The 16873-nt window shown below is 58.9% G+C and carries 14 protein-coding genes and 3 pseudogenes; 9 read left to right on the top strand and 8 right to left on the bottom strand.

Going from position 1 to position 16873, the window contains the following annotated elements; all coding sequences use genetic code 11:
- The first annotated feature begins 59 nt into the window (after nucleotides 1-59).
- The 3 genes from choX to ACQKPZ_RS16300 all read left to right on the top strand — a co-directional run bounded on the left by choX (nucleotide 60) and on the right by ACQKPZ_RS16300 (nucleotide 3702).
- Nucleotides 60-1007, top strand: a complete 948-nt coding sequence (gene choX / locus ACQKPZ_RS16310; protein ID WP_427539923.1) for a choline ABC transporter substrate-binding protein — start codon at nucleotides 60-62, stop codon at nucleotides 1005-1007.
- A 50-nt stretch (nucleotides 1008-1057) separates the two neighbouring features.
- Nucleotides 1058-2422, top strand: coding sequence for a purine-cytosine permease family protein (locus ACQKPZ_RS16305; protein ID WP_427539920.1), 1365 nt, complete (start codon nucleotides 1058-1060; stop codon nucleotides 2420-2422).
- A 77-nt stretch (nucleotides 2423-2499) separates the two neighbouring features.
- Entirely contained in the window at nucleotides 2500-3702 is a 1203-nt protein-coding gene (locus ACQKPZ_RS16300; protein ID WP_427539917.1) for a zinc-dependent alcohol dehydrogenase, read from the top strand.
- A gap of 284 nt (nucleotides 3703-3986) precedes the next feature.
- On the opposite strand, the gene ACQKPZ_RS16295 is transcribed toward ACQKPZ_RS16300, so the two are convergent.
- Nucleotides 3987-4367, bottom strand: coding sequence for an NUDIX domain-containing protein (locus tag ACQKPZ_RS16295; protein ID WP_427539914.1), 381 nt, complete (start codon nucleotides 4365-4367; stop codon nucleotides 3987-3989).
- A gap of 251 nt (nucleotides 4368-4618) precedes the next feature.
- Between ACQKPZ_RS16295 and ACQKPZ_RS16290 the strand changes: the two are divergent.
- From ACQKPZ_RS16290 to ACQKPZ_RS16275, 4 genes and pseudogenes are all read left to right on the top strand, one after another.
- A pseudogene (locus tag ACQKPZ_RS16290) lies at nucleotides 4619-4915 on the top strand (SDR family oxidoreductase); the annotation flags it as partial.
- A gap of 237 nt (nucleotides 4916-5152) precedes the next feature.
- A complete protein-coding gene (locus tag ACQKPZ_RS16285; protein WP_427539911.1) occupies nucleotides 5153-5692 on the top strand; it encodes a type 1 glutamine amidotransferase domain-containing protein in 540 nt (179 codons plus the stop codon).
- 31 nt (nucleotides 5693-5723) lie between these two features.
- Nucleotides 5724-5969, top strand: a pseudogene (locus tag ACQKPZ_RS16280) (SDR family NAD(P)-dependent oxidoreductase); the annotation flags it as partial.
- Between the two features lie 164 nt (nucleotides 5970-6133).
- A complete protein-coding gene (locus ACQKPZ_RS16275) occupies nucleotides 6134-6598 on the top strand; it encodes a hemerythrin domain-containing protein (protein ID WP_427539908.1) in 465 nt (154 codons plus the stop codon).
- Between the two features lie 40 nt (nucleotides 6599-6638).
- On the opposite strand, the gene ACQKPZ_RS16270 is transcribed toward ACQKPZ_RS16275, so the two are convergent.
- From ACQKPZ_RS16270 to ACQKPZ_RS16260, 3 genes are all read right to left on the bottom strand, one after another.
- Entirely contained in the window at nucleotides 6639-7748 is a 1110-nt protein-coding gene (locus tag ACQKPZ_RS16270; RefSeq protein ID WP_427539905.1) for a Gfo/Idh/MocA family protein, read from the bottom strand.
- Between the two features lie 220 nt (nucleotides 7749-7968).
- Nucleotides 7969-9297: an MFS transporter gene (locus tag ACQKPZ_RS16265; RefSeq protein WP_427540020.1), complete on the bottom strand. Its 1329-nt coding sequence runs from the start codon at nucleotides 9295-9297 to the stop codon at nucleotides 7969-7971.
- Nucleotides 9298-9433: 136 nt separating this feature from the next.
- Nucleotides 9434-10231 carry a glycine betaine ABC transporter substrate-binding protein gene (locus ACQKPZ_RS16260; RefSeq protein WP_427539902.1) on the bottom strand — a complete coding sequence of 266 codons (798 nt, stop codon included), beginning with the start codon at nucleotides 10229-10231 and terminating at the stop codon, nucleotides 9434-9436.
- On the opposite strand from ACQKPZ_RS16260, the pseudogene ACQKPZ_RS16255 reads away from it, so the two are divergent.
- Both ACQKPZ_RS16255 and ACQKPZ_RS16250 read left to right on the top strand, forming a co-directional pair.
- A pseudogene (locus ACQKPZ_RS16255) lies at nucleotides 10217-10300 on the top strand (hypothetical protein); the annotation flags it as partial. The gene ACQKPZ_RS16260 and the pseudogene ACQKPZ_RS16255 sit on opposite strands and share 15 nt — an antisense overlap.
- 345 nt (nucleotides 10301-10645) lie before the next feature.
- Entirely contained in the window at nucleotides 10646-11587 is a 942-nt protein-coding gene (locus tag ACQKPZ_RS16250; RefSeq protein ID WP_427539899.1) for a LysR substrate-binding domain-containing protein, read from the top strand.
- Nucleotides 11588-11676: 89 nt separating this feature from the next.
- Here the strand turns inward: ACQKPZ_RS16250 and betB are convergent, their stop codons facing one another.
- From betB to ACQKPZ_RS16230, 4 genes are all read right to left on the bottom strand, one after another.
- Nucleotides 11677-13149, bottom strand: a complete 1473-nt coding sequence (betB, locus tag ACQKPZ_RS16245) for a betaine-aldehyde dehydrogenase (RefSeq protein WP_427539896.1) — start codon at nucleotides 13147-13149, stop codon at nucleotides 11677-11679.
- Nucleotides 13150-13217: 68 nt separating this feature from the next.
- On the bottom strand, nucleotides 13218-14543 hold the full coding sequence (locus ACQKPZ_RS16240) for an MFS transporter (protein WP_427539893.1): 1326 nt from the start codon (nucleotides 14541-14543) through the stop codon (nucleotides 13218-13220).
- Nucleotides 14544-14774: 231 nt separating this feature from the next.
- Nucleotides 14775-15044 (bottom strand): hypothetical protein, encoded by a 270-nt coding sequence (locus ACQKPZ_RS16235; RefSeq protein ID WP_427539890.1) that lies wholly within the window; start codon nucleotides 15042-15044, stop codon nucleotides 14775-14777.
- A gap of 32 nt (nucleotides 15045-15076) precedes the next feature.
- Complete coding sequence (locus tag ACQKPZ_RS16230; RefSeq protein ID WP_427539887.1) at nucleotides 15077-16738, bottom strand: choline dehydrogenase; 1662 nt, start codon at nucleotides 16736-16738, stop codon at nucleotides 15077-15079.
- Nucleotides 16739-16873: the final 135 nt, after the last annotated feature.

The following is a 16873-nucleotide window of genomic DNA, read 5'->3' as shown; positions in this document are numbered from 1 at the left end:
TGCCTCTGAATAACAAAAAACTGCCGCTTCCCGTAGCTGCTACAGAGAGGATTTGCGTCATGAAACATGCATTGCGCGCCATGCTCTGCTCCGCCCTGGTTCTTTGTGCTGACACGTACGCAGCGGAACCTTCCCAGTGCCGCTTGGTGAGAATGTCCGATCCGGGCTGGACTGACATCCAGACCACAACAGCCATCGCCACAACATTGTTGAAAAGCCTTGGCTATCAAACCAAGTCGACGCTCGTGGGTGTCCCCCTCACATTCAAGGCCTTGTCTGATGGCAAGAACATGGACGTTTTTCTAGGTACGTGGTTGCCCACCATGGAGCCAGATCTCAAACCGCATCGCGATGCCAATACCATCGATATCGTGCGGGTCAACCTGCAACATGCAAAGTACACCCTGGCAGTACCACAGACGCTCTGGGACAGAGGGCTGAAAGACTTCGCCGACCTCGCCAGGTTCAAGGATGAGCTGGGCGGCAAAATTTACGGCCTTGAGCCTGGTGATGGCGGCAACAACGCAGTGCTCAAGGCGATCAGCGAGAACGCCTTCGGTCTCGGAGATGCCGGGTTCTCTGTGGTCGCGTCGAGTGAGTCGGGCATGCTTGCCCAGGTCGAGCGGGCGAAGCGGCGTGATCAGGCGATCGTGTACCTCGGGTGGGAGCCACACCCGATGAACACGCGCTTCAAGATGAAGTTCCTGACCGGGGGTGACAAGTATTTCGGCCCTGACTTCGGCGATGCCACCGTCTATACCAGTACCCGCAAAGGTTATTCAGACGAGTGCCCGAACGTCGGGCAACTGCTGAAGAACTTGAGCTTCACCCTGGATATGGAGAACCACATCATGGGCTCCATCCTCTATGACAAGATGGAGCCAGAGGCTGCGGCACGCGCCTGGTTGAAGCAGAACCCTCAGGTGCTTGATGGCTGGCTCGCGGGCGTGACGACATGGGATGGCCAGCCTGGCCTTGAGACAGTGAAGGCGCAGGTGGCGCGATGAAAAAGCGCCTACATGCCGCGGGCCTCGTCGCCTGGTTAAAGGATAATAAAATGAAGATCGAAAAGCGCAGTATCGAGTTCGTACCGCACAGCGAGCGGTACGGCAGGCCCCGGCGGCTGTTTTCCGTGTGGTTCAGTTCGAACCTGCAAGTTACCGCATTGATGGTAGGTACATTGGGCGTCGCGTCAGGGCTGAGCCTGGTCTGGACGCTCGCCGGCCTGGTACTGGGCTGCATGCTAGGCACCATTTTCATGGCCGCCCACTCCGCCCAGGGCCCCCATCTGGGGGTGCCGCAAATGATCCAGAGCCGCGCCCAGTTCGGCGTGTTCGGCGCGGCCATCCCGCTACTGGTAATGGTCACGGCCGCAGTGCTGTTCATGGCTGCCAGTGGCGTGTTGTTGCGCGATCCGTTGAAGGCACTGCTTTCGATCAGTGACGACCAGGCGATCCTGGTGGTCGGCATCATGACGTTCCTGATCGGTGTCGTGGGGTACGAGCTGATACACCGCATGGGCGCATGGATGAGTTTGCTGTCATCCGTGGTGTTCGGTACTGCATTGGTGCTGATTCTTGCTCGGGCGAGCACAACCGGGGTGTTCCAGAGTGATGCAGGCGGTTTCTCGATGCCGATTTTCAATCTGGTGATCGCCCAGGCCGCGTCGTGGACACTGGGTTACGGTCCCTACGTAGCGGATTATTCCCGCTATCTGCCGGCTGACGTCGATACCCGGCATACCTTCTGGAGCACTTATTTCGGCTGCGCGCTCGGCTCACTGGGCATGATGGCGTTGGGGGCTTTACTGGCCGCGGTCGTACCATCGGCGCTGGATGTCGACCCCGGGACTGCCATTGCAAGCCTGTTCGGGCCGTGGGCCAAAGCCGCGCTTATCGTGGTTTCATTGGGCGTAATCCAGTACAACGTGTTGTGCCTCTACAGCGCCTACATGTCCACCACGACCATTTTCAGCGGCTTCGCCAGGCTTTCGCATGTGCGACACGGCATCAAGACGCTGCTGATGGGGGGCATATCCGTGCTGGCCTGCGCCATTGCCATGCACACGCAGTATCACTTCGACACGTTCTTTGCCGACATTCTGATTGGCCAGCTGTACCTGCTGATCCCCTGGAGCGCGATCAATCTGGTGGACTACTACCTGATCCAGCGCGGTAGCTACAGCATTGGCGATCTCTACGATGCACAAGGCTGCTATGGCAGATGGAACCGCAGGACCATGATCGTTTACGGCGTATCGATAATTGGCACCGTACCGTTTATGAAGCTCTCATTCTTCGAAGGCTATTTCGCCAGGCTTATGGGTGCGGATGTCAGCTGGATCGCGGGGCTAGTGCTGGCAAGCCTCTTGTATTTCGCCGCAAAGAAACCACAGCACAGCCTGCATCACACCACCACTTGACCGCCTGGTCTAAACTTTGCCTGCCCAGAAGCCTTCCTTTGCATACCCCCACGTTTTTGTGATGCAGGAGCAAGACCATGAGAGCACTGACCTACCACGGCGCCAATGATGTCAGGGTCGACACTGTCCCTGACCCCATTCTCCAAGACGCAGACGACATCATTCTCCGGGTCACTGCGACCGCCATCTGCGGTTCGGACCTTCATCTGTATCGCGGCAAGATCCCGGAAACAGAACCCGGCGACATCTTCGGCCACGAGTTCATGGGCATCGTCGAAGACGTCGGCAGAGATGTAACAAACCTGCAGGTTGGCGACCGCGTCGTGATCCCGTTTGTGATTGCTTGTGGCAGCTGCTTCTTCTGCCAGCACGATCTGTTCGCTGCCTGCGAAACGACCAATACCGGTCGGGGATCGACCCTGAACAAAAAGCGCATCCCACCAGGCGCTGCCTTGTTTGGGTACAGCCATCTGTATGGCGGCATCCCTGGAGGCCAAGCTGATTACGTGAGGGTACCCAAAGGCAATGTCGGGCCGTTCAAAGTGCCTACGACCCTCGCCGACGACAAAGTGCTGTTCCTTTCCGACATCCTACCTACCGCTTGGCAAGCGGTCACCAATGCCCAGATCGGCCAAGGTTCATCGGTAGCGATCTACGGCGCGGGGCCAGTGGGCCTGCTGAGTGCCGCCTGCGCGAGGATGCTGGGCGCTCACACCATCTTCATGGTCGATGACAACGACTACCGGCTGGCCTACGCCCAGCAAGCCTACGGCGTGATCCCGATCAACTTTGAAAAGGATGATGATCCTGCCGACAGTATCATTCGCCATACACCGGGTATGCGTGGCGTAGACGCGGTCATCGATGCGGTCGGGTTCGAAGCCAAAGGCAGCACTACAGAAACCGTGATGACGGCCTTGAAACTGGAAGGCAGCAACGGCAAGGCCCTGCGCCAGAGCATCGCGGCGGTGCGACGTGGCGGCGTAGTCAGCGTGCCCGGCGTCTACGCGGGGTTCATGCACGGTTTCATGTTCGGTGATGCCTTCGACAAAGGCCTGACCTTCAAGATGGGTCAAACCCATGTGCAGAAGTACCTGCCCGAGCTACTCGAACATATCGAAGCCGGGCGCCTGCAGCCCGAGCTGATCGTGACCCACCGCCTTGCGTTGGAGGAGGCAGCGATGGGTTACAAGATGTTCGCTCAAAAAGAGGACAAGTGCCGCAAGGTGATCCTTGTTCCAGGGGCGGCATCCGGGGCGATGGGCCCTGACAACGCATGAGCCTCACAGGAGCTTGCACCCTGATTGATCAAGCGAGAGGCATGACGCCAAGCGAATGGTTTTGCGTTGAAAACCTGGAACGCGTCCATCAGTTCCTGATCACTGCCAGAGTCTCATCAGGGTGTGGCACTCGGGCGATACGTGCCAACGCCTGCTGGTGAGCGGCAACTTCTGGTCGCTGGATGTCGTAATCTTCCTGCCCTTGGGGATAGGCGCCCACGACCAGAAAGTGGTCGCTGGACGCCAGACACCGATGCCCAGTCCAGCCCCTTATAGCTGCGGTTCTACGTCAGGATGCTCTTGATCGGGCGACGCACGCGGCGCTTCGGGACATCTCTGGCCTTGATCCAGCGGCAGGCGGCGATTTCACTCCGAGGGCGAGGCTTGTCATCGGTTTTGCGGGCTTCGAATAGATAGTGGATGACCTTATCCTCGCGGTACATCGTGAGGTAGCGCAGCTCATCGAACGCCAGCCCGGTTTTTTCAACCATCTCGCGCATCGCCGCCTGTAGCGGTGTCTCGTCTCGCTCGACACGCCCACCTGGCAGGTTCCATTTGGCGTTGCGTTTGCGCACGAACAGGACTTCTCCGTCCTTGCGATAAATCACCGTGGCGCGCAGCTTGATGCCTTTGCGCCTGGCTGTAGCAGTATCCATTCCCTTCATGCGTTGACCCTTATTATTGTCTGGACCGGATCCCGCAGGGTCCCACCTAGACCAAATCGTGCCTGTGTCGCTTAGATGACCATCGCGGCACGGGAAGGGTTCAGGCAGTGGTTAAGCCAACGAATGTGGAACTGCTCAGACGAGAAGGCTTCCTGGAGCTCAAAGAATAAGGCTGCCCACTGGTCAGGCGTTCGGAACAGGTCTGATTTATCCAACCTCCATCGCTATACCAGCTAATGGAGGTCGTGCTCATGATTGATCCCACAACAGGCATGAAAGCCGGTGAGCGTTACTCGGTACAGAACGTCGAACGCGCTCACCAGTTTCCAGGCTTCTTCCTTGATGGAAAATACTTCCTCGGCCCCGAGCTACTCACTGCCGTTGGCTGGCTGGTGGGCAAGCGCTTCATATACGACAACCTTGATGCTACTGGCGAACCGATTTTCCCGGGTCGCGCGGCAGGCGACATCGAAGACCTGACGCTGACCTTGGTGGATGGCACGGCATTGAAGCTGTACAGAATGGAAGTGAGTGCCGTGGCCGACAACATCAATGCAGAGGATCAACCGGCTACAGGATTCAACCGTAATCCCGAGACCTTGGGCGGCCTCGTGTTAACCCGTAAAGACAGGATACCGCTTTTGCTGAGCGCGGCTGTGATCGGGTTCCTCGCCGGGTTTGTAATCACCCATGCGCAACGCAGGCGCCACTGAAGCGTCATCTTTTGAACTTTGCGCCTGACACTGGCCTCCCCTTTCATGTCTATCGAAAACGGAGATTCAACGATGAGTGCACAATTGAGCGGCAAGCGTGTGGCCTTCCTGGTCACCGATGGTTTTGAACAGATCGAGCTGACCGGCCCGCGTGAAGCTTTGGAGAAAAATGGCGCCGTGGTCGACATCCTGAGTGACAAGGAAGGGGCGGTACGCGGCTGGAACCACGACAAGCCCGCCGACGAATTTGCCGTGGATGCGACGTTCGACAGTGCCCACCTGGATCTTTATGACGCCATTGTGCTGCCAGGCGGCGTGCAGAATTCCGACACCATCCGGCTGATACCCGGCGCTCAGAAGCTGGTGAAAAGCCACAACTCGGCAAGCAAACCATTGGCGGTTATCTGCCACGGTGCCTGGCTGCTGGTGTCCACCGGTCTGGCCCAGGGCAAGCGGATGACCAGCTACAAGACGTTGCAGGACGATATTCGTAACGCGGGCGGTAACTGGGTTGATGAAGAGGTGGTGGTGGATGGCAACCTGATAACCAGCCGCAAACCGGACGATATTCCGGCCTTCAACGAGCAATTGATCAAGGCGCTGGCCGGTTGAGCCCTTTTTCAGCCCCGGTTCACAACGCAAGATGGAGCCCTATCCAGACTGTGGTGAACAGTCGTATACCGGCCACAACCGGCTGGAAGGCAAGATTGCGTTGATCACCGGTGCTGACAGTGGTATCGGGCGCGCGGTCGCCATTGCCTAAGCCCGCGAGGGGGCTGACGTTGCCATCGCCCACCTCAATGAACATGAAGACGCGCAGGAGACTGCGCGCTGGGTCGAAGCTGCAGGCCGACAATGCCTCCTGCTGCCCGGCGACCTGGCCCAGAAAAGCCTAATGCCAGTCAGTCAAGCCTCAGGTTAGCGGTAGGACACCTTTACTCTCAACGCCCACATCATCGCGGCAGAACACACATCAGCTGCATTGAACCCTTGCGCTTGTCGCCTACTCCACCCAGAGCAACCGTGATTTTCCCAGCCCTGAAGAGGTGTCCCATGAACGCAATCGAACTGCTGCTCCAGGACCATCAACTGGTGAAGAAACTGCTCGAAGAACTGTCGTCGACCACCGAGCGCGCCGTGAAGAAACGCGCCGAACTGCTCGAACGCATCAAGCAGGAGGTGAGCATCCATACGGCGCTGGAAGAACAAATCCTGTACCCCGCGATCAAGCAGGCTGGCGGCAAGGAAGAAGCGAAGATGTACTACGAGGCCAAGGAAGAGCACCGCACGGTGGACTCGCTGGTCATTCCCGACCTGCTGCATACCGAGACCGGCACCGTGGAGTTCGCCGGTAGGGTCAAGGTGATGAAGGAGTTGCTGGAGCACCATATCGAGGAAGAAGAAAGCGAGCTGTTCCCCACTGCTCGCAAGCTGCTGGGCAAGCAGGAACTTGAAGACATGGGCAGGGCTATGGAAGCCCAGAAGAAACTGCTCAAGGGCGAGCAGCGCGCCGCCTGATACGAGCCAGCGCGCCCATTCGGGCGCGCTGGACCAGGCGTTACCGGGTGGGCGACTCGGTGTTGACCATCGGCGGCACTGCCGCCAGCGGGAATGCCCTGCGCTGCTCGCGGCGCCGGGCGAAAGGCCTTGCCGCCAGTGGCTCAAGGCGCTGCGGTTGGCCGGTTTCCAACGCGCGCTGGATCGCCACTATGACCCGTACATCGCGCCAGCCCTCCTCGCCATCAGGCTCCGGTGCCTCGTTGCGCAGTATGCAATCGGAAAAGTAAGCCGTTTCTCCGGCGAACTGATCGACCACCGGGTTCACGTGCACGCGGGTTTCGCCGTCAATGGTCGCCCGGTAACTGATCGCCACACCTTCCCCGTAACCGAAGCAGGGAGAGGCTTCGATCTCGCCCTTGCTCCCGAGCAGCTGGAAGCGCTCGGTATCTGGCAGGGTATAGCTGACGGTGAACTGGGCCAGACGCTCATCGGGGAAGCGCAGGCTCACGGTGACCGTGTCCCAGGTGTCGATGCTGCTGCCCGGCGAGTGCACGCCCACTGCCGCTACCTCGACAGGCTCGGCATTGAACAGCTGGCGAACCATGTTCAGCGGGTACGGCCCCATGTCTGCCACCGGCCCTGCGCCGAAGCCATTCTGCGCCCGGTGGTTGCCGGGCTTGACCCGCTGGGTGAAGGTCGAGGTGAATAGCCGCGGCTCGCCAAAATTGCCGGCATGCACCCGCTCGATCATGTCCAGAGTGCCGGGTTCGGAGTGCAGGCGGTAGGCGATCATCAGCCTGGCGCCTGTTCGCCGGGAAGCCTCGATCATCGCTTGGCAGTCGGTTTCGTTGGTGGCCATGGGTTTTTCCACTAGCACATGGATGCCTGCCTCCAGCGCCGGGATCACGAACTCGCGGTGGCGAAAGTTCGGCGTGGCAACGTACACCGCATCCACTTCGCCCGAGCCGAGCAGCTTCGCGTAATCTTCGTAAGCATAGGCCTTGAGCCCGTACCGATCGGCCAGTGCCGTCGCCTTCTGCGGGTCGCCCGTGACCAGCGCGGTCATCACCGAATTGTCGGTCTGGCCGATACCAGGCATGAACGCGCCCTGGGAAATCGAGCCGCCGGCTACTACGCCATAGCGGATCTTGCCTGCTGAATTGGGCATGAAACCCCTCCTTGTGGTGACGATGATTGATCATGTCAGTTACCAGTGTGGGCAGGTTTTACTGCCGGGAGGTTCCATAAATCTGGCCACCGTAAGTGTCGGCAAAGCGTTGTGAGCTTGCCAGGCTGGAGGAAAAACACTGCGATGGAGCCGGGCTGACTGCCCGGCCACATCGCTCGGCATCCAGCGCCGGGCCCTGTCCCCGATGTCCGAGGGGCACTCAGCCGAGCGCCGAAGCCTCATTCAGGCTCATGGAATTGGTTTCAGGGGCGTACATCCAGGACACCACAAGGCCGATCAGTGTAATCATCGCAGCGGCATACATTGTGTTGGCCACTCCGATACTGCTGAGCGAAACCGGCACCAGATAGGTGCCCGCAGCAGCTCCGATGCGTGAGAACGACGTGCCGATGCCCACCGCGACAGAACGCATTTGCGTCGGGAATATCTCGTTCGGGTACACCAGGGTCAGCACCTGGGCACCACCGATAAACAAGGCATACAGCGAGAAGAACAGCAGAATCATATTGCCGTGACCGGCGTCAGAGGAACCCAGCCCCAGCAACGCCAAGCCTGACAACAGGAAGCTGTAGATCAGCATCTTGCGCCGACCGATTACATTGATCAGGCGGGTTGCCAACAGGCAGCCCAGCACGAAGAACAGCGTGATGACAATCGAGCCTATCGAGCCGTAGTCACCCGTGAGGTGCAGCGCCGCCAGCACTTTCGGGGCGAAGGCATACACCGCAAAGACCGGGATGATCGAACAAGTCCAGAACACCACGACGAAGAACATGCGCCTGCCGTAGCCCGAGCGCAGCAGGCTGCTTAGCGGCAGCTTCTGATCACTCGGCTGTTCTGGCAGGTTGGCGATGGAAAAGTGTTGACCGTAGATGCGCTTGATCACCGCGTCCGCCTCACCACCCCGCCCCTTGCCCAGCAACCAACGCGGTGACTCGGGGGTGCCGAGCCTGACAACCAGCAATAACATGCCTAGTACGGCACCACTGGCCAGCGCCAGCTGCCAGGCATCAGGCCGGCCACTGCGCAGCACCACCTCACCTACTACATAGGCGAACGCGGCACCTACGAACCACAGCAACGCCAGTGCCGCGAGCCTGGGCCCCCGGTATCTCCTGGGCAGAAACTCCACCAGCAGCGAAGTGGCAACCGGGTATTCGATCCCCACGGCCACACCGATCAGCAGCCGCAGCACAAACACCGCCACGATCGAGTCGGTCCATAAATGGCAGAGAGACGCGGCAATGAAAATGACCGGCCCAACGAAGAAAATCCGCTTTCTGCCAATGATGTTGGTCAGCCAACCTCCGATAAAGCCGCCAAAGAAAATACCGATCAATGCCGATGCGGCGATCATCCCTTCCCAGAAACTGTCGAGTTGCAAGGTAGAGGACATTTGCAGCATGACCACGCCGACAATACTCAGCACATAGCCATCGACAAATGATCCTCCGACAGAACGTACGGTCAATAACTGATGGAAACGACTGAGTGCCACATCTTCAATCGAAGTGTCATTACTCTTCATCTGAATTCCCTGAAACGATATCGGGCCGACAGTAAACAAGCCCGAACAACCACCGTCCGCCCACTGGGCACCGCCGGTTGGACAATTGAAAGGGGCCACTCAGCAAATCACGGCCCTTGCAGGATCTAGCTTAAGTTCAGGGTTGCTTGGCAGTGCGCGCAGCGTCTTCCTTGAACATGGCAGCGATGGTGTCTTTGTGCGCGGCATAGTACTGCGCGACCACTTCATCGGCCGAAGTGTCCCGCGCCTGTTTCATCATGGTTTCCAGGTCTTTCACCGGAATGCTGTAGTGCGCAAAGAAGCTGGCAACTTTGGGGAAGTCCTGGGTAAAGCCCTTGCGGCCAACCGCATGGATCTGTTCGGCTTTGCCGAACACTTCCTTGGGGTCATCCAGATAGCGCAGTGACCAGGTGGAAAACATCCAGTGCGGGCTCCAGGCATTCAATAACGACCATTTGTCACGCTTGAGGTTGCGGTCGAACTCGTTAAGCATGCCGGTCTCGGAAGACGCAACGAGTTTGTAGCCGTCCAGTTTGTAGGCCTCAATCGCCCGGGTGGCGGTTTTGTATTGGCCATTACCTACTTCGGAGGTGAGAATTTTACCCTCCAGCCTGGCCTTGACCTCCGGTTTCTTGAGGTCTTCGATACTGGCGACCTCACGCTCGGGAATACTGGTAGGCACCGCCAGGCCCAGCCGTCCTTCGTACAGCACGCCAAGGTCTTCGAGGCGGTCTTTGTACTTCTCCCAGAACGGCTTGTGGCTATAGGTCAGCCAGGCCATGGGGATCATGTCGACTTTACCGACCGAGAGCGCCTGGAACTGAATACCAATATCCGCCATAACCAGTTTCACAGGTTGTTTCAGCTGGTCTTCCAAGGCGAGTTTGGCAAGTTTCGTGGTGATTTCGGCGTCCGCCCAGTTCACCCAACCCACCACGACAGGTTTTGTTTCATCTGCATGGCTGAGGGTAGTGGTTGCGGCCAACGCGAGGCCGGCCAGTAGCAAACGGGCTTTGCTGAAACCATGTTTTATTGTACTCATCGGACATCTCCATTCTTATAGTCTTGTTTCTGGCAGATTTGATGATCAAGCAGTGGCTGGTTTATTGGTTTTGTAAAGTTCAACCCAGCCGTTGCACAGGGTGAAGCACTGACGCTCCTGAACGTGGTAAAGGCTTCCAGAAAAGGGGGCGTCGCCGCTTGACGCGGTGGTCGTTCAAGCCGGGTGGCAAATCAATTTATCGGACGCTGGTCATGCCGGATATCGAATAAAGAATAAGTCCGTCATTAAAAAAATTAAAACCCGCCGCGAACGTCGCGAATCGCCATGCCAAGGACGGCATGGCATTTGACAACATCAAACCAAGCTCGCCTAATGCGGCCAAGGGCAATCGGGACGTCAATTTTCGACCCTCCCTGCCAAGAGGAAAATGTCGTGCGCCATTTAGACCTTGCGTTGCTGTACAGCTTTAAAGTCATCGCGGAATGCAAGAACATTTCGGTTGCTTCACAACGCCTGAACAAGACCCAAGGGGCGGTCAGCATCCAGCTGAAAAAGCTTGAGGACCTGGTCGGCCACCGGCTCATCGAGCGCGGGCATCAGGTCGCCGTGCTCACGAGCCACGGCGAAAGCATGTTGCAGTACGCGCGTAAAATGCTCGCCCTCAGTGAAGAGGCGCTGGATTTCTTCGTCAAAGGCGATGTCTGCGGCAGTATCAGGTTTGGCATTCCCGACGATTACGCGGGGGCCTTCCTGCCTGCGGTACTCAAGGAGTTCACTCAACGGTATCCAAAGGTCAACCTCAAGATTCGCAATGACATCAGCCATAACCTGTTCACTGCCCTTGAAGATGGCGAGCTCGACCTGGCACTGGTGACGCAACGTGTTGCCGATGGCCATGGTGAGATATTGCGCTGCGATCAGCTGCAATGGGTCAGCGCAGCGGGTTTCAAGGTCGACAGAAACGCTCCGATTCCCTTGGCACTCTATCCCCATGGCTGCGGCTATCGAAGGCAAATCCTGTCAGCGCTCAGTGGCTGCCAGCTGGATTACGACATCGCTTTCGAATGCACAGGGGTGGCCGGCGTGCAGCTGGCGGTGGACAGTGGCTTGGCGATTGCGGCGACTTCGGCCCCGCTGACCAAACCGACCTGGCAGATTCTGCATGGCCCCAGTAATGGGCTGCCAGCACTGGGGAATGTCACTATCGAACTGCGCCAGCATCCTGGCGAATGCAATCCCGCAGCAGCGTTCTTTGCCGACGAACTCAGAAAACATGTACCGGCGTAGTATGAAGCGCGCTTGATAGCCGTGCACTTCACCGGGCGACAAGGGCCTGCGGAACCTGACGAGGGTATGCAGACCCTGCCCCCGAAATGCTAGAACACCGAACTATAGTCACCCAGTTCGACCTGTACGGACTTGATGCGCGTGTACTGGGCTAGCGAAGCGATGCCGTTTTCACGGCCGACCCCCGACTGTTTATAGCCCCCTACTGGCATCTGCGCAGGCGACTCGCCCCATGCATTGATCCAGCAGATACCGGCTTCGAGCTGGTGAATCACGCGGTGCGCCCTTGCCAGGTTTTCGGTGACGACACCGGCGGCAAGGCCGTACTCGGTATCGTTGGCACGACGGATCACTTCCTCTTCGGTCTCGTAACCCAGAATGCTCATCACAGGGCCGAAGATTTCCTCGCGCACAATGGCCATGTCGTCGTGGCAATCGGTGAACACGGTAGGCGCCACGTATGCGCCTTTAGCCAATGCGCCCTCCTCCAGGCGGCTACCGCCGCACAGCAAGCGGGCACCCTCGGCCTTGCCTTGCTCGATATGCCCCAGCACGCTTTCCATGTGCTGGAAGCTCACCAGTGGGCCAAAGTTGGTGTTTTCATCAGCCGGATCGCCGACACGGATACGCGCGACACGCTCGGCTATCCTGGCCTCGAATGCGGCCTTCAACGACACGGGCACAAAGACCCGCGTGCCGTTGGTGCAGACCTGACCCGAACTGTAGAAGTTGGCCATCATCGCCACGTCAGCCGCCTTGTCGAGGTCTGCATCGCTGAAGATGATCAGCGGCGACTTGCCGCCCAGCTCCATGGTCACTTCCTTGAGGGTGGACGCCGATGCACTGGCCATGACTTTCTTGCCGGTGCTGGTACCGCCGGTGAATGAAATTTTCTCGATGCCCGGGTGTTCGGTGAGTGCAGTGCCGATTTCCCGCCCACTGCCGGTGAGCACGTTGAACACACCGGCAGGCAACCCGGCCTCGGTGAATATCTCGGCGAGCTTCAGCGTGGTCAGCGATGTCACCTCGCTTGGCTTGAAGATCATGGCGTTGCCAGCTGCCAGCGCCGGGGCGGACTTCCACAGGGCGATCTGAATCGGGTAGTTCCAGGCTCCGATGCCGGCCGTGACGCCCAACGGCTCGCGGCGGGTGTAAACGAACGAAGTGTCGCGCAGCGGGATCTGCTCACCCTCGATGGCCACGGCCAGGCCCGCGTAGTACTCGAGCACATCAGCACCGGTGACAATATCGACATGACGTGTCTCGGAATAGGCCTTGCCGGTGTCCTGTGTTTCCAGCATGGCCAGCTCGTCGTTGCGCTCGCGCAGGATTTCAACAGCGCGGCGCAGCACCCGGGAACGCTCCATGGCGGTCATCGCGGCCCAGACTTTCTGCCCACGTTGAGCGCTTTCGACCGCACGCTCAACGTCCGCTGCGCCGGCGCGTTGAACCAGGGCAATCACCTCCCCCGTTGCCGGGTTGATGGCTTCGAAGGTGGCGCCAGTGCTGGCGTCCACGTAGCCGCCGTCAATGTAGAGTTTATGTACACCTAGTGCTTGCATGAGTTTCTCCTGGCGTTTTCAATTTCGATCTGCAACGTGGCCCCTGAAGATGCATGAGGGCCAATCGATCACAGCGCCGCAGCCTGTTCCAGGCTCAGCGACTTGGTTTCAGGGGCATACATCCACGTCACCACCAGACCGATCAAGGTGATGAACGCGGCTGCATACATGGTGTTGGCGACGCCGATGCTGTTCAGCGACATCGGTACCAGGTAGGTCCCGGCGGCAGCCCCTATCCGGGAGAACGAAGTACCAATACCGACAGCGACCGAGCGCATTTCAATGGGGAAGATTTCGTTGGGGTAAACCAGGGTCAGCACCTGGGCTCCACCAATGAACAAGGCATAAAGCGAGAAGAAAATCAGGATCAGGTTGCCGCTGCTGGCGCTGAACGCGCCCAGGCCGAGCAATGACAGCCCCGATAACGTGAAACTGAACAGCAACAGGCTTCTGCGCCCCAGCACGTTGATTAAACGCATCGCCAGGTAACACCCGGCCACGAAGAACAGAGTGATGGCGATCGAACCGATGGCGCTGTAGTCCCCGGTAAGATTGAGCGCAGCCAGTACCTTGGGGGCGAATGCGTAGACGGCGAACACCGGGATGATCCCGCAGGTCCAGAACATGACGACAAAAAACATCCGCTTGCCATAGCCCGAACGCAGCAGGCTGCTCAGGGGCAGCCTCTTGCCCTCGCCCTGTCTTGGCAGGTTGGCAGTGGAAAAATCTGGCCCGTAGATATGCTTGATGAGCGCATCGGCTTGCGCGGTGCGGCCTTTGCTCAGCAACCAGCCTGGAGATTCATGGGTGCCCAGGCGCATCACAAAAAGGATGGCCCCCAGCACCGCGCTGCTGGCCAACGTGTATTTCCAGCCATCGGGGTGCCCACTGTGCAGGATGACCTCGCCCACCACATAGGCCAGCGCTGCGCCGATGAACCAGAGCAGCGCCAGCGCCGCAAGGCGCGGGCCACGGTATTGGCGGGGCAATAATTCGACCAGCAGTGAAGATGCCACCGGGTATTCGAACCCGACTGCAATACCGATCAGCAGCCGAAGCAGGAAGGTCAGCGCGGCGGAATCCGTCCACATATGCCCCAGCGAGGCCATCACGAACAGCGCCGGTGCCACCAGAAACATACAGCGCCGGCCCAGCAGGTCTGTCAGCCAGCCACCGATGAAGCCACCACAGAAAATCCCGATCAGGGCAGAGGCAGCAATCATCCCTTCCCAGAACGCATCCAGTTGCAGTGTCGATGACATCTGCAACATCACTACCCCGACGATACTCAGCACATAACCTGCAACCAGCGAGCCGGACCATGCCCGCAGCGTCAGTAACTGGTGAAAGCGGCTCAGCGATACATCTTCAATCGAAACAGCACTGTTGTTCATCTGGCTTTCCTCGGGCAGCATGCTGCGGGCGATCGAATAAACGGCCGCCGACACCGCCCTTCACTACGTGTGGCACGTCATTGAAATGAGCGGCTGCGCACGTGCAGCGCTCATGAACTATTTATATGGAAACCTGAAACAAGACCGTCAGTAACTTGCAGCACTCGCGCACGCAGGTCCGTTCACTCAACCCAACAGGTTGAATGAACGGCAACAGTGCTGGCTGGTGTGTTACAGGTACTGGTAGCGATTGACGATCGCAGAGGAAATAGCCCAGTCAGCGTCGACGCCTTTACGGATGGTTACATGGGTACCAGGAACAATCGCCACCGGCGGGTTGGTTGCGCTGTTGATCACGGCTTCACCGCTTTGCACGATAAACTGCACATCCTGATCGTATTGATAGACAAAACGATCGGTGTCACCGCTCTCCCAAAGTTCCCAACTCTGGCAGCTCGCCAGCTCTTGCGGTGTTGCCTGACGCTTGGTAATAGTGGTCATTTTTATATTCCCGATTATGTCTGGACGCCGAGTCAGGCGAAGGCTTTGTGTTCGGCCACTTGAACCTGGCTGTAATACGGCAGCGCTTCAGGTTGCAGTGCAGGTTTGCCCAGCAGCAGATCGCTGGCCTTCTCAGCCAGCATGATCGTTGCTGCGTTGATGTTGGCACTCGGCACTGTCGGGAATACCGACGCATCGATCACTCGCAGGTTTTCCACGCCGCGCACCCGCAGCTGGCTGTCGACCACGGCCATCGGGTCGCTGTCGCTGCCCATCTTGCAGGTGCCGCACGGGTGGTAGGCGCTCGCCGCATCCTCGCGGATGAACGCATCCAGCGCCTTGCCCGAACGAATGTGCTTGCCTGGGGTGTCTTCGTGGTAGTTGTAGCGCTTGAACGCCGCCTGCTCGGAAAACTCGATACCCAGGCGCATCGCCTCACGCATCACCCGCCAGTCTTCCTCGGTGGCCATGTAGTTGGGGTCGATGCGCAGCGGGTCGGAGACCTTGTTGCTGCGCAGGCGCACATTGCCGCGGCTGGTCGGGCGCATCGGGCCCACGCCGATACGGTAGCCATACGTCGTGCTCACCGGGATCCAGTTCTTGTCGAAGAACACCGGGAAGAAGTGGAACTGGATGTCCGGGTGCGGTGTGGTCGGCGAGCTGTTGAGGAACGCGCCGACGTGGCACTGGTTGACCGCGGCCACGCCCTTCTTGAAGCCGAACCACTGCATGCCCGCCCACAGCATGCGGTGCGGTTGCAGCTCCTTGTTCAGCGACACCGGCTCTTTGGTTTCGATCTGGATATGACATTCCAGGTGATCCTGCAGGTTCTCGCCAACGCCAGGCAGGTTCACCTTGGTGGCGATGCCGTGCTCGCGCAGGTGCTGCGCCGAGCCGACGCCCGACAGCATCAGCAGTTGCGCCGAGCCGAACACGCCGCACGACACGATGGTTTCGCGACGGGCGCGCACCTCGACCATGCTGCCCTTGTACATCACCCGGAAACCGGTGGCCTGCGTGCCTTCGAAGTTGATCTTCTGCACCTCGCAGCCAAGCCATATGGTCAGATTGGGGTGCTCGCCCATGCTATGGATATAGCCGTACGCCGCGCTGTTGCGGATGCCATCGCGCACGCTCATCTCGAAGCGTGAGACGCCCTCCTGGCGGTAACCATTGACGTCTTCGGTAAGGTGGAAGCCAGCCTGCTGTCCGGCCTCGAGGAAGGCGGCATTCAGCGGGCTGAGCTGCTCCTGGCGCTGGGCGCGGATCGGCCCGTCGTGGCCACGGTGCAGCCCGCCGATCTTGCTGCTTTCGATCTTCTTGAAGTACGGCGCGCAGTCGGCCCAGCTCCAGCCGCTGGCGCCGGCAGCTTGCCAGGCGTCGTAGTCCATGGGGTGGCCGCGCAGCCAGGTCATGCCGTTGATCGAGGACGAGCCGCCGAGCACGCGGCCTCGGGGCTGCTGGATCTGGCGGTTATCGAGGTGCTTTTGCTGTTCGGTGTAGTACCACCAGTTGTACTTCGAGGTCGGCTTGAAGGCCGACCGCAACCCGGCGGGCATGCGGATGATCCAGGACTTGTCGGAGGGGCCGACTTCCAGCAGCAAAACTTCATGCCCGGCATCGGACAGCCGACGTGCAAGGACACAACCCGCAGAGCCGGCACCAGCGATCACATAATCAAACTCAACCTTCAATTGCTTATCTCCACCACGCTCAACCAGAGCAGTTCTGAACAGTCACGGGTGAGCGGGCTCTCGCGACAGTTTGTCGCACGCAATCTATCCAAGGTCGCGACTGAGGGGTATCGAATAAAAAATAAGCCAAGTATT

This window comes from Pseudomonas sp. NPDC089547 (genome assembly GCF_050280665.1).
Taxonomy (GTDB): domain Bacteria; phylum Pseudomonadota; class Gammaproteobacteria; order Pseudomonadales; family Pseudomonadaceae; genus Aquipseudomonas.
The sequence above is the reverse complement of the archived record's forward strand: the minus strand, read 5'-3'. Positions and strand labels throughout refer to the sequence as shown.

What these genes read in the sequence shown, in the direction of transcription:
- ACQKPZ_RS16300 (WP_427539917.1), top strand. Translation starts at nt 2,500, where the DNA reads ATGAGAGCACTGACCTACCACGGCGCCAATGATGTCAGGGTCGACACT.
- choX (WP_427539923.1), top strand. Translation starts at nt 60, where the DNA reads ATGAAACATGCATTGCGCGCCATGCTCTGCTCCGCCCTGGTTCTTTGT.
- ACQKPZ_RS16235 (WP_427539890.1), bottom strand. Translation starts at nt 15,044, where the DNA reads ATGACCACTATTACCAAGCGTCAGGCAACACCGCAAGAGCTGGCGAGC.
- ACQKPZ_RS16275 (WP_427539908.1), top strand. Translation starts at nt 6,134, where the DNA reads ATGAACGCAATCGAACTGCTGCTCCAGGACCATCAACTGGTGAAGAAA.
- ACQKPZ_RS16270 (WP_427539905.1), bottom strand. Translation starts at nt 7,748, where the DNA reads ATGCCCAATTCAGCAGGCAAGATCCGCTATGGCGTAGTAGCCGGCGGC.
- ACQKPZ_RS16285 (WP_427539911.1), top strand. Translation starts at nt 5,153, where the DNA reads ATGAGTGCACAATTGAGCGGCAAGCGTGTGGCCTTCCTGGTCACCGAT.
- ACQKPZ_RS16240 (WP_427539893.1), bottom strand. Translation starts at nt 14,543, where the DNA reads ATGAACAACAGTGCTGTTTCGATTGAAGATGTATCGCTGAGCCGCTTT.
- ACQKPZ_RS16295 (WP_427539914.1), bottom strand. Translation starts at nt 4,367, where the DNA reads ATGAAGGGAATGGATACTGCTACAGCCAGGCGCAAAGGCATCAAGCTG.
- ACQKPZ_RS16265 (WP_427540020.1), bottom strand. Translation starts at nt 9,297, where the DNA reads ATGAAGAGTAATGACACTTCGATTGAAGATGTGGCACTCAGTCGTTTC.
- ACQKPZ_RS16305 (WP_427539920.1), top strand. Translation starts at nt 1,058, where the DNA reads ATGAAGATCGAAAAGCGCAGTATCGAGTTCGTACCGCACAGCGAGCGG.
- betB (WP_427539896.1), bottom strand. Translation starts at nt 13,149, where the DNA reads ATGCAAGCACTAGGTGTACATAAACTCTACATTGACGGCGGCTACGTG.